We start from the raw sequence: 19,972 nt of genomic DNA, 5'->3' as shown, positions 1-19,972 counted from the left end.
CGTGATGCCCGCCTCCTCGGCGTTCCCGATGGCGCGTGCCAGCGCCGTGCTGCCGCTGGGCAAGCCCGCAGCGAGCACGGCTGCCGCAGCCGTCACCGATGCTGCGGCGACCGGCGGCAAGACCGAGGCGCAGAAGGCCGAGTTTCGCAAGGCCGCAGAAGCCTTCGAGGCGATCTTCCTTCGCCAGATGATCGGATCGATGCGCAGCGCGACCAAGGGCGACACGCTGCTGGGATCGGACGCGGGCGACCAGTTCCGCGACATGATGGATTCGCGTCTCGCCGATGACATGGCGGGCAAGCAGAGCTTCGGCATCGCCGAAATGGTGCTCAAGCAATTCGGGGTGGATACGCCATGAGCGACCTGTTGAGCATTGGCCGTTCGGGCCTGATGGCCTATGCCCGGTCGATGGAAACCGTGTCGCACAACATTGCGAACGCGGAGAACCCCGATTACGTCCGCCGCTCGACGCTGCTGGGCGATGCAACCGTTTCAGGCAAGCTCAACCCCCTGTACAGCTCCCATACCGGGCTGAACGGGGTAAGGGTCGTCAGCGTCACGCGCGCCTCCGACGAGTTTCTCGAGAGCCAGGTCCGCCAGACCGGAGCCTCGCGCGTCCGCACCGAGACCCAGGTCAGCTGGATGGAGCGGATCGAAACCAATCTCAATAACGCCGGATCCAATGTCGGCACCCGGCTCAACAGCTTTTTCAGTCGCGGCGAGGAGCTGGCGGCGGCTCCCTTTGACGAAGCCCTTCGGCTGACCTTCCTGAGCGGGATGGAAGCGGTGGTCGATTCGTTCGGCCGCACCGCGCGCAATCTGCAACTGACGTCCGAGCAGATCGCCCAGACTGCCAATCTGGAAGCACTGACGCTCAATTCAGCGCTGCAGAACCTAAACGAGCTCAATCTCAACATCACGCGGACGCCGGTCGGCAGCGATGCGCATGCAGGCCTGCTCGATTCGCGCGATGCGATGCTCGCGGTGATTACCGAAAAGCTCGACGCCACGGTGACGCTGGCGGGCAACGGCACCGCGACCGTCACCTATGATGGCCAGACGCTGGCCACCGTGAACTTTGCCGCGACCGTGACCCTTGCGACCAATGCCGATGGCAGTCTTGGGGTGCTGGTCAACGGCAATGCGGCACGCTCGCCCAGCAATGGGTCGCTCGCCGGGCTGAGCCGGGCAAGCGCCACCGCCACGGCCCGATCGGCGGAGCTGGAAGCGCTCGCGCGCCAGTTTGTCGATGATGTCAATGCGTGGAACGCCAATGGCGTCACCGATGCCGGCGCTGCCGGAGCCCCGCTGCTGACGATGACCGGCGGGATTTCGACCATGGCGGTGACGACGGCGGCAATCGGCGATCTTGCCCTGGCCACTGCCGACGGCACGCCCAACGGCAACCTGCTGACCCTGCCGGCGATGCGCACCGCCGACGGCGTGGAAACACGCTGGAACAATTTCATGGCCGGTCACGCCACGGCGCTGGCCTCGATCCGCAGCGAATCTGCAGCCGCTGCCGCGCTGGACACCAGCACGCGGGCACAGCGCAATTCTGTATCGATGGTCGAGCTCGACCGCGAAGCCGCCGACCTGATCCGCCTGCAACAGGCCTATGAGGCATCGGCGCGGGTCATCCAGATTGCGCGCGAAACGCTGCAGTCGATCTTGTCGATATTCTGAACGAGCGGGATGACGTGATATGGTCCAGTCGATAAATCGCTATCGCGCGCCTGAAGCGGTGTCGCAGCAGCTGCAATTGAGCCAGCTGATTGCCAAGCAGCAGGCGCTGGTGGGTGGCGAAAGCCGTGTCGCCCGTCCCTCCGACGACCCCAAGGCGTGGCTGGAAGTGGCCTCGATCTCGCGGTTCCAGTCCGACGAAGCGGCCTGGACGCAGAATCTGGGCCGCGCGGAAACCCGTGCGAGCCAGGCCGAAGCCAGCCTGAACGCTGTGGTCAACGGCCTTATCCGCGCCCGCGAACTTCTGCTGCAGGCCAACACCGGCACCGTTTCGCCCACCGACCCGGAAGCGATGGCGATCGAAATGGAAGGCCTTGCCTCCGACTTCCGCGATGCCCTGGGTCAGCGCGACAATTATGGCGGCCCGCTGTTCGGCAGCGGTCCGCCGATCCGGATCCCGATCAGCGATGGCCGGATGACGGTCGCCTCGCCCAACATGGATGCGGTGCAAGAAGGCATACCGATCGGCGGCGGCGCCACCGCGACGCTCGACGACATCATGGCCGCGACCGCCGAGGCGATCCGCAATGGCGATGGCACCAGCCGCGGCGCCCAGCTCGACGCGCTCGACTCCGCACTCAACCGCATGACCCAGCTGCTGACGCGGCAGGGCGTGGTCCGTTCGACGCTCGAATCCACCCGCGACCAGCTGGATCAGAGCAGACTGTCGCTCGCAGGGCGAAAATCGGAACTGTCCGATGCCAACGTCGCCGAAGCGCTGACCCGCCTGCAATCGCTGATGATCAATCTTCAGGCGACCCAGGCCGTCTACGGCAAGATCGCGCAGCAGACCCTGTTCGATTATCTTCGTTAATAAAAATCCTTATTTATTAACCCTGTTTTGCCCTTAACCACGCACGACTAAAGCCGTTCTACGATCTGACCGGGCCGGTTTGCGGCCCCATCGCGCCGCTTTTTGTGCCGCGATTTATCGGATCGAGGGATACGCCATGTTCGCTGCTATCGGCTTTGTCGTTCTGATTGCCATGGTGTTCGGTGGTTTCATCATCGCCGGGGGCAGCATGGGGGTGATCCTTCATGCGCTGCCGCTGGAAATGATGATCATCGGCGGGGCGGCGGCAGGCTCGCTGCTCATCGGCAACTCCGGGGCGCACATCAAGGCCATCGGCGGTGGCGTCATGACCGCGTTCAAGGGTTCGAAGTACAAGAAGCAGGATTTTCTCGACTGCATCTTCCTGGTGTCCAAGCTGATGAAGATGCTGCGCACCGAAGGCCCGGTGGCGCTCGAGCCGCATATCGAGGACCCGGCAAGCTCGCCGGTGTTCTCCGAATATCCGACCCTGCTCAAGGACAGCACCCTGATCCACCTGATCTGCGACTCGCTGCGGCTGGTCGTCGTCTCGTCGGGCCAGCTCGATCCGCACGCGGTCGAGGACGTAGTCGATCAGGCGATCAAGACCCACCATCATGAAGCCATCGCGCCTGCTGATGGCCTGCAGAACCTTGCCGATGCATTGCCCGCCTTGGGCATCGTCGCGGCGGTTCTGGGAATCGTCAAGACGATGGGCTCGATCGACAAGCCGCCGGCGATCCTGGGCGAGATGATCGGCTCGGCGCTGGTCGGCACGTTTCTGGGGATTTTCCTGGCTTACGGCCTGGTCGGCCCGCTCGCCAACCGCTGCCGCCAGGTAATTGATGCCGACGGCGCGATGTATCACGTCGCCAAGCAGATCATCATCGCATCGTTGCACGGCCACCCGCAGCCGCTGGTGATCGAGGCCGCACGCTCGAGCCTGGGCCACGCCAACCAGCCGTCGTTCGCCGACGTGTTCGACGGCATGCGGGGTCGCTGAGCCATGGCTGCCAAGCGCAAGCCCGATCCGGTCGAGAACGTCCGCCCGATCATCGTCAAGAAGATCATCCAGGAGGCCCATGGCGGCCATCACGGCGGCGCATGGAAGGTGGCCTATGCCGACTTCGTGACCGCGATGATGGCGTTCTTCCTGCTGATGTGGCTGCTTGGCGCCACCGAAGAGAAGGACCGCAAGGCGATCGCCGACTATTTTGCGCCGACGATGGTCCAGCTCAAGAACGGCAGCGCGGGCACCAACGGCCTGTTCGGCGGCGAATCGATCGTCGCCCGCGACAATTATGCCACGCGCGCCTCGCAGACGGGCACCCGTGCCATCACCGTGCCGCAGGATGCCACCGGTACCAATGACGACAAGGGCAAGGCCAACCGCAGCGCCCAGCAGGCGCAGTTCCAGCAGCTCAAGAAAGAGATCGAACAGCGGCTCGCGGCGCGCAAGGATCTGCAGAAGCTGATAAAGAACGTGCGCTTTACCGACACGCGCGAAGGGTTGCGGATCGATCTGGTCGATGAAGCCGATTTCAGCATGTTCGCGCTGTCGACCGATACGCTTGTTCCCAAGGCGGCCGAACTGCTGCGCGAGGTTGCCCAGGTGATCAACGATATGCCCAATCCGGTGATCATCCGCGGCCACACCGATGCGCTGCCTTATGCCTCGGGCAAGACGATGAACAACTGGATGCTGTCGACCGCGCGGGCCGAGGCGACCCGCAAGGCGCTGGTCTTTGGCGGGATCAATCCGGGCCAGGTCGCGCGTATCGAAGGCGTGGCCGACAACGAACCGTTCAACCCGCAGGACCGCAACGACCCCGCCAACCGCCGCATGTCGATCACGCTCGCGTTCACCGGCGGCACGGCGGGTGCGCCTGGTGCATCGGGCGCACCGCTGCCCGGAAGCTCGGGCGGATCGTCCGCACCTGCCCTGCCGACCAGGCCGGTTCCGGTGCCAGTGCCCAAGAAGTAGGGCTGCCCGTTCTCCGGCGAAAGCCCGAGTCCATAAGCGATGTTGCGCTGTTGCCGCTCTGGATTCCGGCTTTCGCCGGAAAACGCATATTGCGCGCTAAACCACTTTCCCTGCGCGCCCTGCCAGTTCGACGACATAGTGCCAGGCGATGCGGCCCGAGCGGGCGCCGCGTTGGCGCGCCCAGAGCAGTGCGTCTTCGGCGTCGAAGGCGAGACCGTGCGCCTGCGCATAGCCTTCGATCATCGCCAGATACGTGTCCTGGTCGCAGGCGTGGAAACCGAGGCTGAGCCCGAAGCGGTCGGCCAGCGCCATCCGGTCGTCGATCGCATCGCGCGGGTTGATCGGGTCGTCCTGGTCGTTCATGTTCCGCTCTACGATCGCGCGGCGGTTGGATGTGACGGCAAGACGGACATTGCCAGGCCGCGCCATCGCGCCGCCCTCGAGCAGCGAACGCAGCGGGCGTGCCGCGCTGCTCGCCTCGGGACCATCGAACCCGATATCGTCGATGAACACGACAAACCGCCGGTCGATCCCGCCGAGCTGGTCGAACAGGGCTGGCAGGGTGGTCAGCGCCTCAGGTCCGCCGCCCGCCTGCACGAGCGCGGTCGGCGCGCCGCTGGCTTGCTGCGCGGCGACTGCGGCCTTGACCAAAGCCGACTTGCCCATGCCGCGCGCACCCCATAGCAGTGTATCGTGCGCTGGGAGGCCTGCAGCATGACGCCGGACGTTCTCGGTGAAACTCGCCTTTTGCGCATCGATGCCGACAAGCCGGTCGAGCGCGATCGCCTGCAGGTCGGCCACTGCCAGAACGGTTGCACCGCTCCAGACATAGGCAGGGGCTGCGCTCCAGTCGGTCGGCGGCAGCAACGGCGGGGCCATGCGCTCGAGCGCAGCGGCGATGCGGGCGAGGGGGTCGGCGGGGTCGATAGGGTCACCCATCATCTGTCAAGCTGACCTTTCCGAGTTCCCGAGCGAAGTCGAGGGACGTGCTCGCTACCGGTTGCGCATGCGTCCCTCGACTTCGCTCGGGACAAACGGGTGGTGAAAGGAGGGAGAAAGAAAGGGCAGCCCCCCTCACCCCGCCAGCGCTTCGGCATCGAGCGCGTAGAGCTGCTCCGCGCCCGCCATCGCGCCGGCCTTGAGGCCGCTCGCCTCGGGGACCATGCGCTCAAGGTAGAACCGCGTCGTCACCAGCTTGGCGTTCAGGAAATCGGCGTTGCCTTGCGCACCATCGAGCATCGCTTCGGCAGCGCGGTGCTGCTTGAGCATCAGCCAGCCGCTCGTCATCACCGCCATCATCGTGCAATAGGGATAGCTGCCCGCGAGCCGGTCATCGACGCTCGCTCCGATCATCCATTCGGTGACCTCGGCGCAATCGCCCGCCAGCGCCGAGAGCGCCGGGTGGTTGCCGCAATCGGCCTGCACGTCGGCGATCAGCTTGCGCACGACATCGCCGCCGCCCATGCCCAGCTTGCGGCCGACAAGGTCTGCCGCCTGGATGCCGTTGGTGCCTTCGTAGATCTGTGCGATGCGGATATCGCGGTAATATTGCGCCGCGCCGGTTTCCTCGACATAGCCCATGCCGCCGTGCACCTGCACACCCAGCGAGGCGATCTCGCTGCCCAGATCGGTGCCATAGGTCTTGGCGAGCGGGGTCAGCAGGTCGACCATCTCGCGCGCGCCGTCGACGCCAAGGTTGGCGCGGTCGACAAAGCCCGAGGCAAAATAGAGCAAGGCGCGGATCGCTTCGGTTCCCGCCTTCATCCGCAGCAGCATGCGGCGGACATCGGGGTGCTCGATGATCGCGACCGGTTCGCGGCCAGCACCTGCGCGCGCCGATTGCACGCGTTCACGCGCGAACCACAGCGCCTTTTGCGTCGCGCCCTCGGCAATCTGAACGCCCTGCAGTCCCACATTGAGCCGCGCGTTGTTCATCATCGTGAACATCGCGCGGATGCCGCCGAACTCGCCGCCGATCAGCTCGCCGATGCTCTCGCCGTCCTCGCCGAACTGCAGCACGCAGGTGGGCGAGGCGTTGATCCCCATCTTGTGCTCGATCGACACGGTCTTGATGCCATTGGCGTCGCCGGGGTTGCCGTCTGCATCGAGCCGGTACTTGGGAACCAGGAACAGCGAGATGCCCTTGGTGCCCGCAGGCGCATCTGGGGTGCGCGCGAGCACCAGATGGATGATGTTGTCGGCCATGTCGTGGTCGCCGAACGAGATATAGATCTTCTGCCCCTTGATCGACCAGGTGCCGTCGCCGCGCGGGGTGGCGGTGGAACGCAGGGCGCCGACATCGCTGCCCGCCTGGGGCTCGGTAAGGTTCATCGTGCCGGTCCACTCGCCGGTGGCGAGCTTGGGCAGATACAGCGCCTTCTGGGTATCGCTGCCATGGTGGTGCAGCGCCTCGATCGCGCCGACGGTGAGGATCGGGCAGAGCGCAAACGCCATGTTCGCCGCGCCGAGCGAATCCAGCGCGACGGTGGCGAGCGAGAACGGCAGGCCCTGGCCGCCATGATCGGCAGGTGCGCTCAATGCGCTCCAGCCGGCCTCGACATAATGCTGATAGGCTTCGCGGTAGCCTTCGGGCATCTTCACCGCGCCATCGACCAGCCTTGCGCCGACCGTATCGCCGATGCGGTAGAGCGGCGCGAACTCGCCTGCGGCAAAGTCGCCGACGCCCTCGACGATCGCCTCGACCAGATCGGGGGTCGCCTCGGCAAAGCGTTCATGCTGGGCGAGGTCATCGATCCCGGTGATGGTCTTGAGCACGAACAGCTGTTCGAGTGTCGGTGCGTTGAATGTCATGATTATTCCCTGCTGTTCGCGGTCTGCTAGCGTTGTATAGGCAGGGCGATGCCAGCTTCCAAGCCTTCAGACGCGCAGATCGTGCCCGCTTCCGCCGAAGCCGTGGCGCGCGCGGTGACGTTGCTGCGCGCCGGCAGGCCCGTCGCGCTACCCACCGAGACGGTCTATGGCCTCGCCGCCGATGCGTCGCGCGCCGATGCCGTAGCGGCGATCTATCGCACCAAGGGGCGCCCCGATTTCAACCCGCTGATCGTGCACGTGCCCGATGTGGCCGCAGCGCGGCGGCTGGCGATTTTTGACGAACGTGCAGAAAAACTGGCCGCCGCGTTCTGGCCGGGTCCGCTGACTTTGGTGCTGCCGCTCGCCGAGGGCGCCGATGTTGCCCCGGCGGTGACCGCGGGCCTGCCGACGATCGCGCTGCGCTGCCCCGCGCATCCAGTGATGCGTGCGGTGCTTAAGGCTGGCGGCATGATGCTCGCAGCGCCCTCGGCCAACCGCAGCGGCGGCATCAGCCCGACCACGGCGGCGCATGTCGCCGCCAGCCTGGGCGATGGTGTGCCACTGATCCTCGATGGCGGGGCGTGCAGCGCGGGTCTGGAATCGACCATAGTTGCGCTGCGCAACTTTTCGGATCGCCCGAGCGGCTGGCAGCTGCTGCGTCCGGGGCCGATCGATCCTGCCGCGATCGCAGCTTTGCTCGGCGAAGCGCCGCTACCGCTCACCGATCACGCCATCGAAGCGCCGGGCCAGCTCGCCAGCCATTATGCGCCGAGCAAGCCGGTGCGGCTGGATGCGGTGGCGGCTGAGGCGGAAGAATGGCTGATAGGGTTCGGCGCGGTGGCGGGGGATGACACGCTATCGCCGTCGGGTGATCTCGCCGAGGCTGCGGCGAACCTCTATGCGGCGCTGCACCGCGCGGATGCATCGTCCTGTCAGCGGATTGCGGTTGCGCCGATCCCGTCCGGCGGCATGGGCGAGGCGATCAACGATCGTTTGAAGCGGGCGGCGGCCTAGTCACCCTCACCCTTCCCACACCGCTGCGCGGTGCGGGCCCCTTCCCTCTCCCGGTGGGAGAGGGAGGGAGGCGCGCAGCGCCGGAAGGGTGAGGGTGATCAGACGTTCGCCTCCCCAAACCCCTCGCCCTGCGGCCAGCCCGGGCCGCGATACGCCATTACCTTGAACAGCGTGCCCATCTGCTCGGGCGAAACCAGACGGTCGAGCGCGGTCATCAGCGCCTGCGCCTGCGCGGGATCGCTCTTCGCCAGCGCTGCCGCGCGCGCGCCGATGCCCAACGCCATCAGCCATGCGCCCTGGCCCACCGGCCCCAGGCAATCGACATCGCCGGCCAGCGCGATCTGCTTCAATTGCGCGAAATCGACCAAGGCGGTGAGATCGGCGAGCCCCGGGTCGGCGAACGGATCGACCTTCTGGTGCGCGCGCACCGCCTGCAGCGTGCTGCCGGTCTGCGGCGTGCTGTATCCATAATCGATGAACAGCGCGACGCCGCCCTGCGCCTTGAGCCGGACCGCGATCTCGTAGGCCATGCCGCTTGCCGCCGGGCAGCTTTCCAGGATGGTTCCGACCGGGCCGTCGGCCAGCGCGGACGGCACCGCAGTATCCATTGGCCGCGCGCCTGCCACCGGCAAGAACCGCTCGCCATTGTGCACCACCACCCGTTCGCGCCAGCCCTGCTCGGCACGGACGATCTGGCGCACGGGAAGCGCATCGAGAAATTCGTTGGCGACGATCAGCAACGGCCCCTCGCGCGGCACGCTGTCGAGGCCATCATGCCATGTCGCCTGCGGGACCAGGGCGTGCTGCACCTGCCGCAGCCGGCTGCTGCCCTCGATCAGATGCACCTGCGGGCGAAAGCCGAACCGCTCGCCAGCGCGCAGCGCATCGCTGGCCAGGGTGCCACGGCCGGGACCGAACTCGACATAATGGCTCAGCGCCGGCTTGCCCGCGCGCTGCCACTGATCGGCCAGCCACAGCCCGATCATCTCGCCGAACATCTGGCTGATCTCGGGCGCGGTAATGAAATCGCCCGCCGCGCCGAAGGGATCGGCGCGGCCGTAATAATGCGCGTTGGCCTCGGCCATGTAATGCGCGACGCTGATCGGACCGGTCGCGCCGATCAGCCGCCGGAAGACGGCCTCAAGGCCGAGATCTTCGGGTTCGATGCCTTGCGGACCGCTGTCGCCTGAGGGTTCCACGCCCTCAGGCCGCAGCGGGGAGCGGCTTTGCCACGCGATTGCGCGCGCTGATGATCAGATAGAGGCCGATCACGATCATCGGTACGGTCAACCACTGGCCCATGCTCATGCCGGTGCGCTGGGCGAATTCGATCAGATGCTGGTCGGGGTTGCGCACCAGCTCGATCAGGAATCGCGACAGGCCGTAAAACAGCAGGAACACGCCCCCCAGCATTCCCGGCTTGTAGCGGGCGTTGGTCTTCCAGAACAGGAACGACAACAGCGCCATCAGCACGACCCCCTCCAGTGCGGCCTCGTAAAGCTGGCTGGGGTGGCGCGGAAGGCCAGCCGGATCGGTCGGAAAGATGATCGCCCAGGGAACATCGGTCGGCCTGCCCCACAGCTCGGCGTTGACGAAATTTGCCAGCCGCACCAGCAGCAGCCCGACCGGAACCACGCACGCCACGTAATCGCCGACGCGCAGATAGCTCAAGCCGTTGCGCCAGACGAGATACCCGATGGCGAGGAGCACGCCGATCAGCCCGCCATGGAACGACATGCCGCCCTCCCAGACCTTGAAGACCTCCAGCGGGGTATCGAACAGGTCGGGCCGGTAGAACGTCACATAGCCGAGCCTTCCCCCGAGGATGATGCCCAGCGTCGAATAGAGCATAAGGTCATCGGCATGGCGCTGCGCCATCGGTGCACCGGGCTGCTTGAGCAACCGCAGCATATACCAATATCCAAAAAGGATGCCGAAGAGGTATCCCAGCGAGTACCATTTGAGCTGGAACGATCCGATACTGAGCGCGACCGGCGACAGCCCGAGGTCCTCGAAGCGGATCGGAGCGGACGTTACGGCAGCCGCTGTGTTGGCGGCAAGACTGGCGGCAAGCGCCGAAATTGGCAGGATCAAGGCTTTTCCCCACGGGTTTTACTCTCCATAAGGGCTGGCAACCAGAAGCGAAAGAGGAGAGATTTCGATGGCAACCGAGCTGGACCAGATGATGGATGAAGCCATCCAGGCGCTGACCGGCGAAGGAGGCATGCTGCCTTTGACGCATTTTGAGAGATACGGCCAGAAACTGCCGATGATCGCCTCGGCCCCGCCTGCGCTCTCGCAGTTCTTCGCCTATTTCTGCATGCAGCATGCCGACGCGGAATTTTTGGTCGATGGCGACACCCGGCTGACCTTTGGCCAGAGCTACGCCGCCGCGCGCCGGGTCGCCGCCGCGCTGATCGCGGGCCATGGCGTTGCCAAGGGCGACCGGGTCGGCATCGCCGCGCGCAACTCGGCCAACTGGATCATCGCCTATATGGGCACGCTGATGGCCGGCGGCGTCGCCACGTTGCTCAACGGCTGGTGGCAGGGACCCGAACTGTGCGCGGGGATTACCGATGTCGGTTGCAAGCTGGTGCTGGCCGATGACCGCTGTGCACGGCGGATCGGCGAATGCGGCAATATCGGGGACGCAAAGGTCATCACCATCTCGCACGATGGACCGCCCGAAAACGGCCTGGCATCGATCCTTTCGGCCGGCGGCGATGCGGCGGGCGAATTGCCCGAGCTGACCGGCGACGATCTGGCGACGATCCTGTTCACGTCGGGTTCGACCGGCCAGTCCAAGGGCGCCTATTCCGACCATCGCGGCGTGGTGCAGGGCGTATTCAGCTATGTCGCCCAGACCCTGATGGCGCTCAACATCGTCACCCGCCAGGGCAAGCCGCCCGAAGGCCAGCCCGCCACCCTGCTCAACGTGCCGTTGTTCCACGTCACCGCCGAAGTGCCGGTGCTGCTGCAGAGCTTCGTCATCGGGCGCAAGCTGGTGTTGATGCCCAAATGGGATGCCGAAGAAGCGATGCGTCTGATCGAGCGCGAAAAGGTCAGCTATTTCGTCGGCGTGCCGCTGATGAGCTATGAGATGGCGACCCATCCCAACCGCGACAAATACGACCTCACCAGCTGCGTGTCGTTCGCTGCAGGCGGTGCGCCGCGCCCGGTCGAGCACGTCAAGCGGATCAAGGAGACGATGGACTGGGCGTTCCCGATCCTGGGCTATGGCCTCACCGAGACCAACGGCGTTGGCTGCGGCAATTTCAACGAGAACTACATGGCCAAGCCCGACAGCACCGGCCAGGCCTCGCGTCCGCTGGTCGATCTGGCGATTCTTGATGACGACGGCAAGCCGCTGCCCTCAGGCGAGGTCGGCGAGGTTGCGATCCGATCGGTCGCCAATTTCCTGGGCTATTGGAACAACGAGGACGCCACCCGCGCCGCGATCATGCCCGATGGCTATTTCCGCACCGGAGACCTGGGCTATCTCGATGCCGATGGCTATCTGTTCATCGTCGACCGCAAGAAGGACATCATCATCCGCGGCGGCGAGAACATCAGCTGCGTCGAGGTCGAGGCGGCGATCTATGCGCATCCTGACATCGCCGAGGCCAGCGTGTTTGGGATCCCCGACGAGCGCTTCGGCGAAATCGTCGGTGCGGTCTATGTCGTGCGCGATGGCGCCTCGCTGAGCGATGCCGAACTGACCGAGTTCCTCTCGAGCCAGCTTGCCGCGTTCAAGATTCCCGCCATGCTCTGGCAAAGCGCCGAGGCGCTCCCCAGATTGGGGACAGCGAAGATCGACAAGGTCGGTCTGCGCAAGACCTATCAGGCCGAGGCGAAAGCCCAGGCAGGAGCCAGCAGCTGAACTTTCCCCAACGCCCTTGCCGCTTATGCCAGTGACGACCGTACCCAACCAGCGCGCGATCATCGATCGTCGCGCGCTCGATGCCCGTATCGCCGTGCTGGCCGACGAGCAGGGGGACAAGGCGCGCGCCGATGTGGTCGCCCTGCTGCGCGATGCGCTGGCGGCGGGCCGCGCGGAGATCGCCGAGCGGCTGGTCGCCAGTCCTGCAGCAGGGCACGAATGCGCCGCCGCGCAATCGTTCCTGATCGACCAGATCGTCCGGCTGATCCACGATTATGTCGTGCGATATCAGTATCCGGTCGCCAACCACAGCATGGGCGAGCATTTCTGCATCGCCGCTGTGGGTGGCTATGGCCGCGGCGAGATGGCGCCGCACAGCGACGTCGACATCGCCTTCCTCACGCCGATGAAGAAGAACAGCTGGACCGAGCAGGCGATCGAGGCGGTCCTCTATATCCTGTGGGACCTTGGCCTCAAGGTCGGTCACTCCAGCCGTTCGATCGATGAGATGGTCCGCCAGGCCAAGGGCGACCTGACCATCCGCACCGCCCTGCTCGAGGGGCGCTATGTCTGGGGCGATCAGGAGATCTACCGCGAGGCGTCGGTGCGCTTCTGGAAGGATGTCGTCACCGGCACCGCGCGCGATTTCGTCTCGCAAAAGCTCGAGGAGCGCGACGCCCGGCACAAGAAGATGGGCGACAGCCGCTATGTCGTCGAGCCCAACGTCAAGGACGGCAAGGGCGGCCTGCGCGATCTGCACACGCTCTACTGGATCGGCAAGTACATCCACCAGGTCCGCTCTGCCGCCGAACTGGTCGATGCCGGGCTGCTGACGATGACCGAGTTTCGCGGTTTCCGCCGCTCGGCCAATTTCCTCTGGGCGGTACGCTGCCACCTGCATGATATCACCGGGCGCGCCGAGGACCGGCTGACCTTCGACCTGCAACGCGAGGTGGCGAGCCGGATGCGCTTTGCCGACCGCCCGGGCAAGTCTGCGGTCGAACGGTTCATGCAGTATTTCTTCCTCAACGCCAAACGCGTCGGCGACCTCACCGGGGTGTTCCTGGCGCAGCTCGACGACCAGTTCGCCACGCGCGATCGCCGCTTCATCCCAGCGCTGCTGCGGCGGCGCCCACGCAAGCTGTCGGGCTTCATCCTCGATCGCGGACGGCTGGCATTGCCCCGGCCCGATTTCTTCCGCGAAGATCCGGTGCGGATGATCGAGATCTTCCAGCTGGCCGACAAGCACAAGGTCGAGATTCACCCCAGCGCGATGCGCCAGGCGAGCATGGACGCAGGGCTCATCGACAAGCATGTCCGGGCAGACCCTCGCGCCAATGCGCTGTTCATGGATGTGCTGTGCAGCCCGCGCGATCCCGAGCTGGTGCTGCGCTGGATGAACGAGGCGATGGTGTTCGGCCGCTTCGTTCCCGATTTCGGCCGCGTCGTCGCGCAGATGCAGTTCGATATGTACCACCATTATACCGTCGACGAACATTCGATCCGCGCGATCGGCCTGCTCGCACGGATCGAATCGGGTGAGCTCAAGGACGACCATCCGCTCGCTTATGCGGTGATGCAGAAATTGATCAGCCGGCGGGTGCTGTTCGTTGCGACGCTGTTGCACGACATCGCCAAGGGCAGGCGCGGCGATCACAGCGTGCTGGGCGCCGAAGTGGCGATGAAACTGTGCCCGCGGCTGGGGCTGAGCGAGGCGGAAACCGAGCAGGTCGCTTGGCTGGTGCGCTATCACCTGTTGATGTCGGCCACCGCGTTCAAGCGCGACCTTACCGACTACAAGACGATCGCCGATTTCGCCGCGATGGTGAAAAGCCCCGAACGCCTCAAGCTGCTGCTGGTGCTGACTGTCGTCGATATCCGCGCGGTGGGCCCGGGTATCTGGAACAGCTGGAAGCGCCAGCTGCTGGGCAATCTGTTCGAATCGACCGAGGAGGTGCTGCGGCTGGGCCACAAGCAGCACGGTCGCCGCGAGCGGGTGCTCGCCAAGCAGGAGGCGGTGCGCGTGCCGCTGGCGATGGACGAGGGCCGGTTCACCCAGATCGCGCGCAAGCTCGACGATGCCTATTGGATCGCCGAGCCCGAGGATATCATCGTCCAGAACATGCGGCTGATCGATGCGCACGACACCGAACCGCTGACCGTTGCGGCCGAATTCTATCCCGCGCGCGGCGCGACGCTGGTAACGGTGAGCGCGGCCGACCATCCGGGGCTGTTCTATCGCATCGCCGGCGGCATCCATCTGGCGGGCGGCAATATCATCGATGCGCGGATCCACACCCGCCGCGATGGCATGGCGCTCGACAATTTCCTGGTGCAGGACCCGCTGGGCCGCCCGTTCATGGAGGAAAGCCAGATCGCGCGGCTCAAGAGCGCGATCGCCGATGCGCTGGCCAACCGGGTCGCGCTGACCCCGAGGCTGATCGCGCGGCCGACCGCGCGCCCGCGCACCGAGGCGTTCAATGTCGCGCCTGTGGTGCTGGTCGACAACAAGGCATCGAACCGGTTCACGGTGATCGAGGTCAATGCGCTCGACCGGCCCGCCTTGCTCAACCGGCTGGCGTTCGCGCTGTTCGACCTCAAGTGCATCGTCCATTCGGCGCATGTCGCGACCTATGGCGAGCGCGCGGTCGATACGTTCTACGTCACCGATCTGCTGGGCGACAAGATCGACAGCAAGGCCCGCCTGAAAACGCTGGAAAAGCGGTTGCTAGCCGCAGCGCTGCAACAGGCCGAACAGGCGGTCGCGGCCTAGATCTTTCCTGTCAGTATCGCCCAGCCGGCAAGCCCGTTCATGCCGGTGTAGACAAGATAGGCGGGGAGCGCGATGGAATAGCCCATCGCGGCAAAGCTCAGCGCCGAGAGCAGGATCAGGAATTCTAGCATATAGCTGCCATAGCCGCCCATGAAGCGGCCGAACGCGGCGCGCATCTGCTGCGCCATCGGATGGTCCGCCTCCATCGTCGCCTTGTGAAGCGCGAAATTGGCAACGCCGCACAGGAAGATGAGAAGGGTTGGCATGAGGCCTTGTTAGCTAGCTTTTGCGGGACTGCCAATTGTCGTCGTGGCCGCTCAACACCTTCGATCGTCACCCCCGCGAACGCGGGGGTCCCGCTGTTGCGGCGGCCTTGCAAAAAGCGGGATTCCCGCGTGCGCGGGAATGACGAGCATCTTAGCCCTGACTACACCACCAGCCGGACGATCTCCGCGCTGGGCTTGTCCGCCAGCCGATAGACCGGCATCTCGCCGACACCCTTGAGGGTGAGCATCTGCGGCAGTTCGAAATAGCGGTCGCCGCGGCCCCGCATCCAGGTGGTTTCGGATACCGCGATGCCGTCCGGGCTGGCAGCACCTTCGATGCGGCTGGCGATGTTCATCGTCTCGCCCCAATAATCATAGGCCATCCGCGTCTCGCCGATCACCCCGCCGACCACGGGGCCGGTGTGGATGCCGACGCGGATGTGCAAATCGATTCCGGTGGCGGCGCGCAGTTCGGGCAGGCCCGCGATCACCGCCTCGCCAAAGCGGATCGCGGCATCGGCGCTGTTGACCGCCGGGTTGTTGCCGCCGCTGATCGCCAGATACGCATCGCCGATGGTCTTGACCTTCTCTACCCCGGTCTCGGCCGCGCAGCGGTCCGCAAGCAGGAAAAAGCCGTTGAGCAGATCGACCAGGTGTCCGGGTGAAATCCGCCGCGACAGATCGGAAAATCCGCAGATGTCGATGAACACCACCGATACGTCGGGATAGCTGTCGGCGACCACCTGCCCCGCTTTCAGCCGCGCAGCGACCGCAGGCGGCAGCACGTTGAACAGCAGTTCCTCGGTCTTTGCACGCTCGGCCTCGAGCGCCTGCGCGAGGATGAAGCTCTGCCGATGGGCCTGCCCCACCGACCAGTTGAGCAGCACCATGACAGCAGCGCTGGTGCAATAAGCGAGCGTCGCATAGATCAGCGGGATCATGTCCGCCTCGGTCACCAGCATGATACCGAAATAGACCACGGCATGGCAGACGAGCCAGACGGCGAACCAGCGCACCTGCCCGGCAAAGGCGATCGCGGCGAACGCCATCACGATCAGGCCGTTGATCGCGATCGAGGCGTGCAACTGCACCTGCGCCCGCTGCATCTCCTCGAACAGCAACGCATTTTCCGCCATGATCAGGAAGGCGACGCCCAGCAGGCAGGCGAAATCGATCATCGGGCGGCTGGCATAGCCGCGCCATGCCGTGGCCCCGGCATAGCCGGCCAGGATGGCGAGCGCGGGCAGCAGCAGAAACGTAAACCGCAGCTCGTCGTCGCGGCTGAAATACAGCGGATTGACCAGCGCATAGCCGATCAGCATCACCGCAAGAAAGCCCGCGAACAGCCGCATGTGGACCACGCGCGCCGTGCGTTCCCCGGTGACGAAACGGCGTTCGAGCGCTGCATCGACGAAACGGCCGCTCATCGTTTGCGATGTGTCGGGCACGGTCTGGTCCTGCTGCATCATGCCTCCCCTCGGCCGGTTCAGCCATCAACATAGCACATAACGCGGGAGAATTGACAAACTGGTAACAGCGCCCCAGCCCAGCACTCATAGAACAGACGACAAGAGGATGCCCGATGACCGACTTCGACGACTGGCGCGCGCGCTCGCCGTTTTACGACGACAGCCATGAGGCGCTGGCGCAATCGGTGCGCCGCTTCGTCGCGCGCGAGATCGCGCCATATATCGACCAGTGGGAGGCGGACGGCGAGCTGCCGCGTGACCTGCATCGCAAGGCCGCCGAAGCCGGTATCCTGGGTCTGCGGTATCCGGAAGCCTATGGCGGGCATAGCGAGGGCTTCGATATCTTTCACGGCATGACCCAGACCGAGGAACTGGCCGCGGTGGGTGCGGGCGGCCTGACCGCATCGCTGATGACGCATGGCATCGGCCTGCCCCCGGTGCTGGCGCTGGGCAGCGACGCGCTCAAGCAGAGGATCGCGCCGCCGGTGCTGGCGGGCGAGAAGATCATCGCGCTGGGGATCACCGAGCCATCGGGCGGATCGGATGTCGCGGCCCTCAAGACCCGCGCCGAACGGGTGGGCGACCATTACGTCGTCAACGGCGCGAAGATGTTCATCACCTCCGGCATGCGCGCCGACTGGCTGACCTGCGCGGTGCGCACCGGCGGCGCGGGCGCAGGCGGCATATCCTTGCTGCTGGTCGACATGGCCGCGCCCGGCGTCACCCGCACCCGGCTCGACAAGATGGGCTGGCGCTGTTCGGACACCGCAGCGATCTATTTGCAGGACGTGCAGGTCCCTGCCGAGAACCTGATCGGGCCGGAAAATGGCGGGTTCATCGGCATCATGCGCAATTTCAACGCCGAACGGCTGGGCATGGCGATGGGCTGTTGCGCCTATGCGCGGGTGTGCCTGAAGGAGGCGGTGGAATGGGCCCAGACCCGCGAGACCTTCGGCAAGGCGCTGGTCAAGCACCAGTCGATCCGCATCAAGCTCGCCGACATGGCGCGCCGCATCGCCGCCACCCAGGCCTGGGTCGACCAGTGCGCCTGGGCGGTAGAGCACGGCCGCGACCAGCCTGCCGACTTCGCCATGCTCAAGGTGCAGGCGACGCAGATGCTCGAGATCGTCGCGCGCGAGGCAGCGCAGATCCTGGGCGGGGCAAGCTATATCACCGGATCGAAGGTCGAGCGCATCTACCGCGAGGTCCGCGTCAACGCGATCGGCGGCGGATCGGAAGAGATCATGCTCGATCTGGCGGGCCGACAGCTGTTCGGGGGAAAATGATCCGGAATGGACAATGGCAGGTGCCGCAACCGTCCGAAACGGTGCCACTTGAACTGGCGCAAACGCTCCAAAACAAGGCCTAATACCTCCGAGTGAGGGGGAGGTCTGCGATGTTTCGTCTGTTCCATGAAGAGCGCTATATCTCGCGGATCTATTACGAATCGATGCGCGACAACTTCGAGGGCTATGCCTGGAAAGCCGACGATATAGACGAACCCGATGACCTCGAAAGCAACGCCATCAAGCGCAAAATGCTCGAGCGATTGAAAGACGAGTTTCAGGATCTCGACCCGCAGAACGGCAACAAACCGACACTGGGACAACTGTTCAAGATCGAGCTGGCGCTGATATGGCTGGTACCCAAAAGGGCGCTCCAGGCCCGGTTCTGGACGATCGAGGACAGGTTTCGCCGGGTGGTACCAGCGGGTGTCATCAAATCGTACGAGGCGAGCTTCGCCCCGGGACCAATCGAAGACCTCGACGATGAGGTTCTGCGCCAGCGTGCGCGTAATCTGCTCGACGTGATCCACGCCAACTACCTGATCAATCTGGCACGCGAAAACTCGATCCGACGGTTGATGGTGATCGTCGGGGTATCGGCTGCGGTGGTGATTTTGATTGGCATTGCATTCATCAGCATGCGCGCGGAGCTGGCCCAACATGGTCTGGTGGCCATCATCGCGGCAGGCATGGTCGGGGCGATGATCTCGATCCTCCAGCGATTGCAAAAGGCCACATCGCGCGACGCGATGAACGAGGACGGAATCTTCGAACTGTTAGGGTTGCGGATCGGCTGGGTCAGCGTGCTCAGCTCGATCGGGATCGGCGGTGTGTTTGCCTTGTTCATCTACATTCTGGCTGCAGCAAACCTGCTTGAGGCGCTGTTGCCCGATTTCAGCCTCCCGGATCAGCCCGGCGGCCCATTGGGTGCAGGGAGCGGCGCGGCTGGCGGCAGTTCTGCAGATATCGCTCCGACAATCGCCACGGGCGACGATGATGGTAGCGGCGCAGCGGAGTTGCCTACCGCGCCGCCCGATGGCGAGTTGGTGGGGGGCACCGCCGCTGGCACCCCCGCGCTGACGAGCGATGGTGCAACGGGCGCTGCGACGGCCAACGCCCAATCGGACGCGAATGTCGCGGCAAAGTCGTGCGACAATCAAAAAGACCCCTGTGACAACTGGGTCGAACAGGTGAGAAAGTCGCTGGGGATGCACGACAAGGTACAGTTCTACAAGATGCTGGTGTACGCTTTTGTCTCAGGGTTTGCCGAGCGTTTCGTGCCCGATATCATTAACAAGCTGACCAAGCAGGAGACGGCTGCAGGCGCGGAAAAGCTAACGGCTACCTGAACGATCGCCCTTGGCAGAAAGTGCCGGCCGATTGAGGTCCCGCAGTTGAGGCTATGACCTGGCGCACTGCGGCCACGGCTCCCCGCCGGTACACGGATGTGCTATCAGGCGAGTCGCCTGCATGTCCCCATTATCTCCGGGAGCCTTGACCATGCCCACTGCCACCTTTCGCAAAACCGCTTTGTGTTCCTGCGCCGCCGCGATGGCGGTCCTCGTCGCCAGCCCGGTGAGCAGCCAGCAGTCCGCCAGCCCCGTTGCCCGCTATGACATGGATGTCGGCACCGTGACCGGCCTTGCAGCGATGGGAAGCGGCGGCGGCATGGGGGCGGGGCTCTCGATGATGTTCGGCGGTGGCGGCAACAAGCAGATGCACGAGCTGATCCTGCGGCTGGGTTCGTCCCGGGCGCCCGCGTCCGGAGCGCCCAAGGCCGATCATTTCATGCCGCCGGTCGCCAAGCTCGGCGCATCGGTGCCCTTGCTCACCCCCAAGCCCGGCACCCGCACCGACGAGGTCCCCGAAGACCTGCCCAAGGACTTCCAGCGCCCCAAGGGGCGATTGCTGATCTATTGGGGATGCGGCGCCAAG

At 65.0% G+C, this 19,972-nt stretch carries 16 protein-coding genes and 1 pseudogene; 11 read left to right on the top strand and 6 right to left on the bottom strand.

Features of this window, described 5'->3' with window-relative positions:
* Positions 1–4: 4 nt before the first annotated feature.
* The 5 genes from ACK4R0_RS08965 to ACK4R0_RS08945 all read left to right on the top strand — a co-directional run bounded on the left by ACK4R0_RS08965 (position 5) and on the right by ACK4R0_RS08945 (position 4,538).
* The gene (locus ACK4R0_RS08965; RefSeq protein WP_409673654.1) at positions 5–358 is read left to right on the top strand and encodes a rod-binding protein; all 354 of its coding nucleotides are present in this window, start codon (positions 5–7) and stop codon (positions 356–358) included.
* Positions 355–1,686, top strand: coding sequence for a flagellar hook-associated protein FlgK (flgK, locus tag ACK4R0_RS08960; RefSeq protein ID WP_409673339.1), 1,332 nt, complete (start codon positions 355–357; stop codon positions 1,684–1,686). The genes ACK4R0_RS08965 and flgK overlap by 4 nt, the downstream gene beginning before the upstream one ends.
* A gap of 19 nt (positions 1,687–1,705) precedes the next feature.
* The gene (locus tag ACK4R0_RS08955; protein ID WP_409673336.1) at positions 1,706–2,557 is read left to right on the top strand and encodes a flagellin; all 852 of its coding nucleotides are present in this window, start codon (positions 1,706–1,708) and stop codon (positions 2,555–2,557) included.
* Between the two features lie 136 nt (positions 2,558–2,693).
* On the top strand, positions 2,694–3,557 hold the full coding sequence (gene motA / locus ACK4R0_RS08950; protein WP_409673333.1) for a flagellar motor stator protein MotA: 864 nt from the start codon (positions 2,694–2,696) through the stop codon (positions 3,555–3,557).
* 3 nt (positions 3,558–3,560) lie between these two features.
* Positions 3,561–4,538, top strand: a complete 978-nt coding sequence (locus tag ACK4R0_RS08945; protein WP_409673330.1) for a flagellar motor protein MotB — start codon at positions 3,561–3,563, stop codon at positions 4,536–4,538.
* A 96-nt stretch (positions 4,539–4,634) separates the two neighbouring features.
* Here ACK4R0_RS08945 and ACK4R0_RS08940 read toward each other — a convergent pair whose 3' ends face one another.
* Positions 4,635–5,477, bottom strand: a complete 843-nt coding sequence (locus ACK4R0_RS08940; RefSeq protein ID WP_409673652.1) for an ATP-binding protein — start codon at positions 5,475–5,477, stop codon at positions 4,635–4,637.
* A 135-nt stretch (positions 5,478–5,612) separates the two neighbouring features.
* Positions 5,613–7,349 carry an acyl-CoA dehydrogenase gene (locus ACK4R0_RS08935; RefSeq protein ID WP_409673327.1) on the bottom strand — a complete coding sequence of 579 codons (1,737 nt, stop codon included), beginning with the start codon at positions 7,347–7,349 and terminating at the stop codon, positions 5,613–5,615.
* A 48-nt stretch (positions 7,350–7,397) separates the two neighbouring features.
* Here ACK4R0_RS08935 and ACK4R0_RS08930 point away from each other — a divergent pair, with 48 nt between their 5' ends.
* Positions 7,398–8,363 (top strand): L-threonylcarbamoyladenylate synthase, encoded by a 966-nt coding sequence (locus ACK4R0_RS08930; RefSeq protein WP_409673324.1) that lies wholly within the window; start codon positions 7,398–7,400, stop codon positions 8,361–8,363.
* A 98-nt stretch (positions 8,364–8,461) separates the two neighbouring features.
* Here ACK4R0_RS08930 and ACK4R0_RS08925 read toward each other — a convergent pair whose 3' ends face one another.
* Both ACK4R0_RS08925 and lgt read right to left on the bottom strand, forming a co-directional pair.
* Positions 8,462–9,562 (bottom strand): class I SAM-dependent methyltransferase, encoded by a 1,101-nt coding sequence (locus ACK4R0_RS08925; RefSeq protein WP_409673321.1) that lies wholly within the window; start codon positions 9,560–9,562, stop codon positions 8,462–8,464.
* A gap of 4 nt (positions 9,563–9,566) precedes the next feature.
* Entirely contained in the window at positions 9,567–10,457 is an 891-nt protein-coding gene (gene lgt, locus ACK4R0_RS08920) for a prolipoprotein diacylglyceryl transferase (RefSeq protein ID WP_409673318.1), read from the bottom strand.
* Positions 10,458–10,524: 67 nt separating this feature from the next.
* Here lgt and ACK4R0_RS08915 point away from each other — a divergent pair, with 67 nt between their 5' ends.
* Together ACK4R0_RS08915 and ACK4R0_RS08910 are read left to right on the top strand one after the other, a co-directional pair.
* Positions 10,525–12,243 (top strand): class I adenylate-forming enzyme family protein, encoded by a 1,719-nt coding sequence (locus tag ACK4R0_RS08915; protein ID WP_409673315.1) that lies wholly within the window; start codon positions 10,525–10,527, stop codon positions 12,241–12,243.
* A 25-nt stretch (positions 12,244–12,268) separates the two neighbouring features.
* On the top strand, positions 12,269–15,016 hold the full coding sequence (locus ACK4R0_RS08910) for a [protein-PII] uridylyltransferase (RefSeq protein ID WP_409673313.1): 2,748 nt from the start codon (positions 12,269–12,271) through the stop codon (positions 15,014–15,016).
* Here the strand turns inward: ACK4R0_RS08910 and ACK4R0_RS08905 are convergent.
* Positions 15,013–15,282 (bottom strand): hypothetical protein, encoded by a 270-nt coding sequence (locus tag ACK4R0_RS08905; protein ID WP_409673310.1) that lies wholly within the window; start codon positions 15,280–15,282, stop codon positions 15,013–15,015. The two genes, ACK4R0_RS08910 and ACK4R0_RS08905, sit on opposite strands and share 4 nt — an antisense overlap.
* Before the next feature lie 161 nt (positions 15,283–15,443).
* A complete protein-coding gene (locus tag ACK4R0_RS08900) occupies positions 15,444–16,751 on the bottom strand; it encodes an adenylate/guanylate cyclase domain-containing protein (RefSeq protein ID WP_409673307.1) in 1,308 nt (435 codons plus the stop codon).
* A gap of 113 nt (positions 16,752–16,864) precedes the next feature.
* Here ACK4R0_RS08900 and ACK4R0_RS08895 point away from each other — a divergent pair, with 113 nt between their 5' ends.
* The 3 genes and pseudogenes from ACK4R0_RS08895 to ACK4R0_RS08885 form a co-directional block, all read left to right on the top strand.
* Positions 16,865–18,037 carry an acyl-CoA dehydrogenase family protein gene (locus ACK4R0_RS08895; RefSeq protein ID WP_409673304.1) on the top strand — a complete coding sequence of 391 codons (1,173 nt, stop codon included), beginning with the start codon at positions 16,865–16,867 and terminating at the stop codon, positions 18,035–18,037.
* A 164-nt stretch (positions 18,038–18,201) separates the two neighbouring features.
* Positions 18,202–19,386: a hypothetical protein gene (locus ACK4R0_RS08890; RefSeq protein WP_409673301.1), complete on the top strand. Its 1,185-nt coding sequence runs from the start codon at positions 18,202–18,204 to the stop codon at positions 19,384–19,386.
* 151 nt (positions 19,387–19,537) lie between these two features.
* Positions 19,538–19,972, top strand: a pseudogene (locus tag ACK4R0_RS08885) (hypothetical protein); the annotation flags it as partial.

Source organism: Blastomonas sp., assembly GCF_046294995.1.
Lineage (GTDB): Bacteria > Pseudomonadota > Alphaproteobacteria > Sphingomonadales > Sphingomonadaceae > Blastomonas.
The sequence above is the reverse complement of the archived record's forward strand: the minus strand, read 5'-3'. Positions and strand labels throughout refer to the sequence as shown.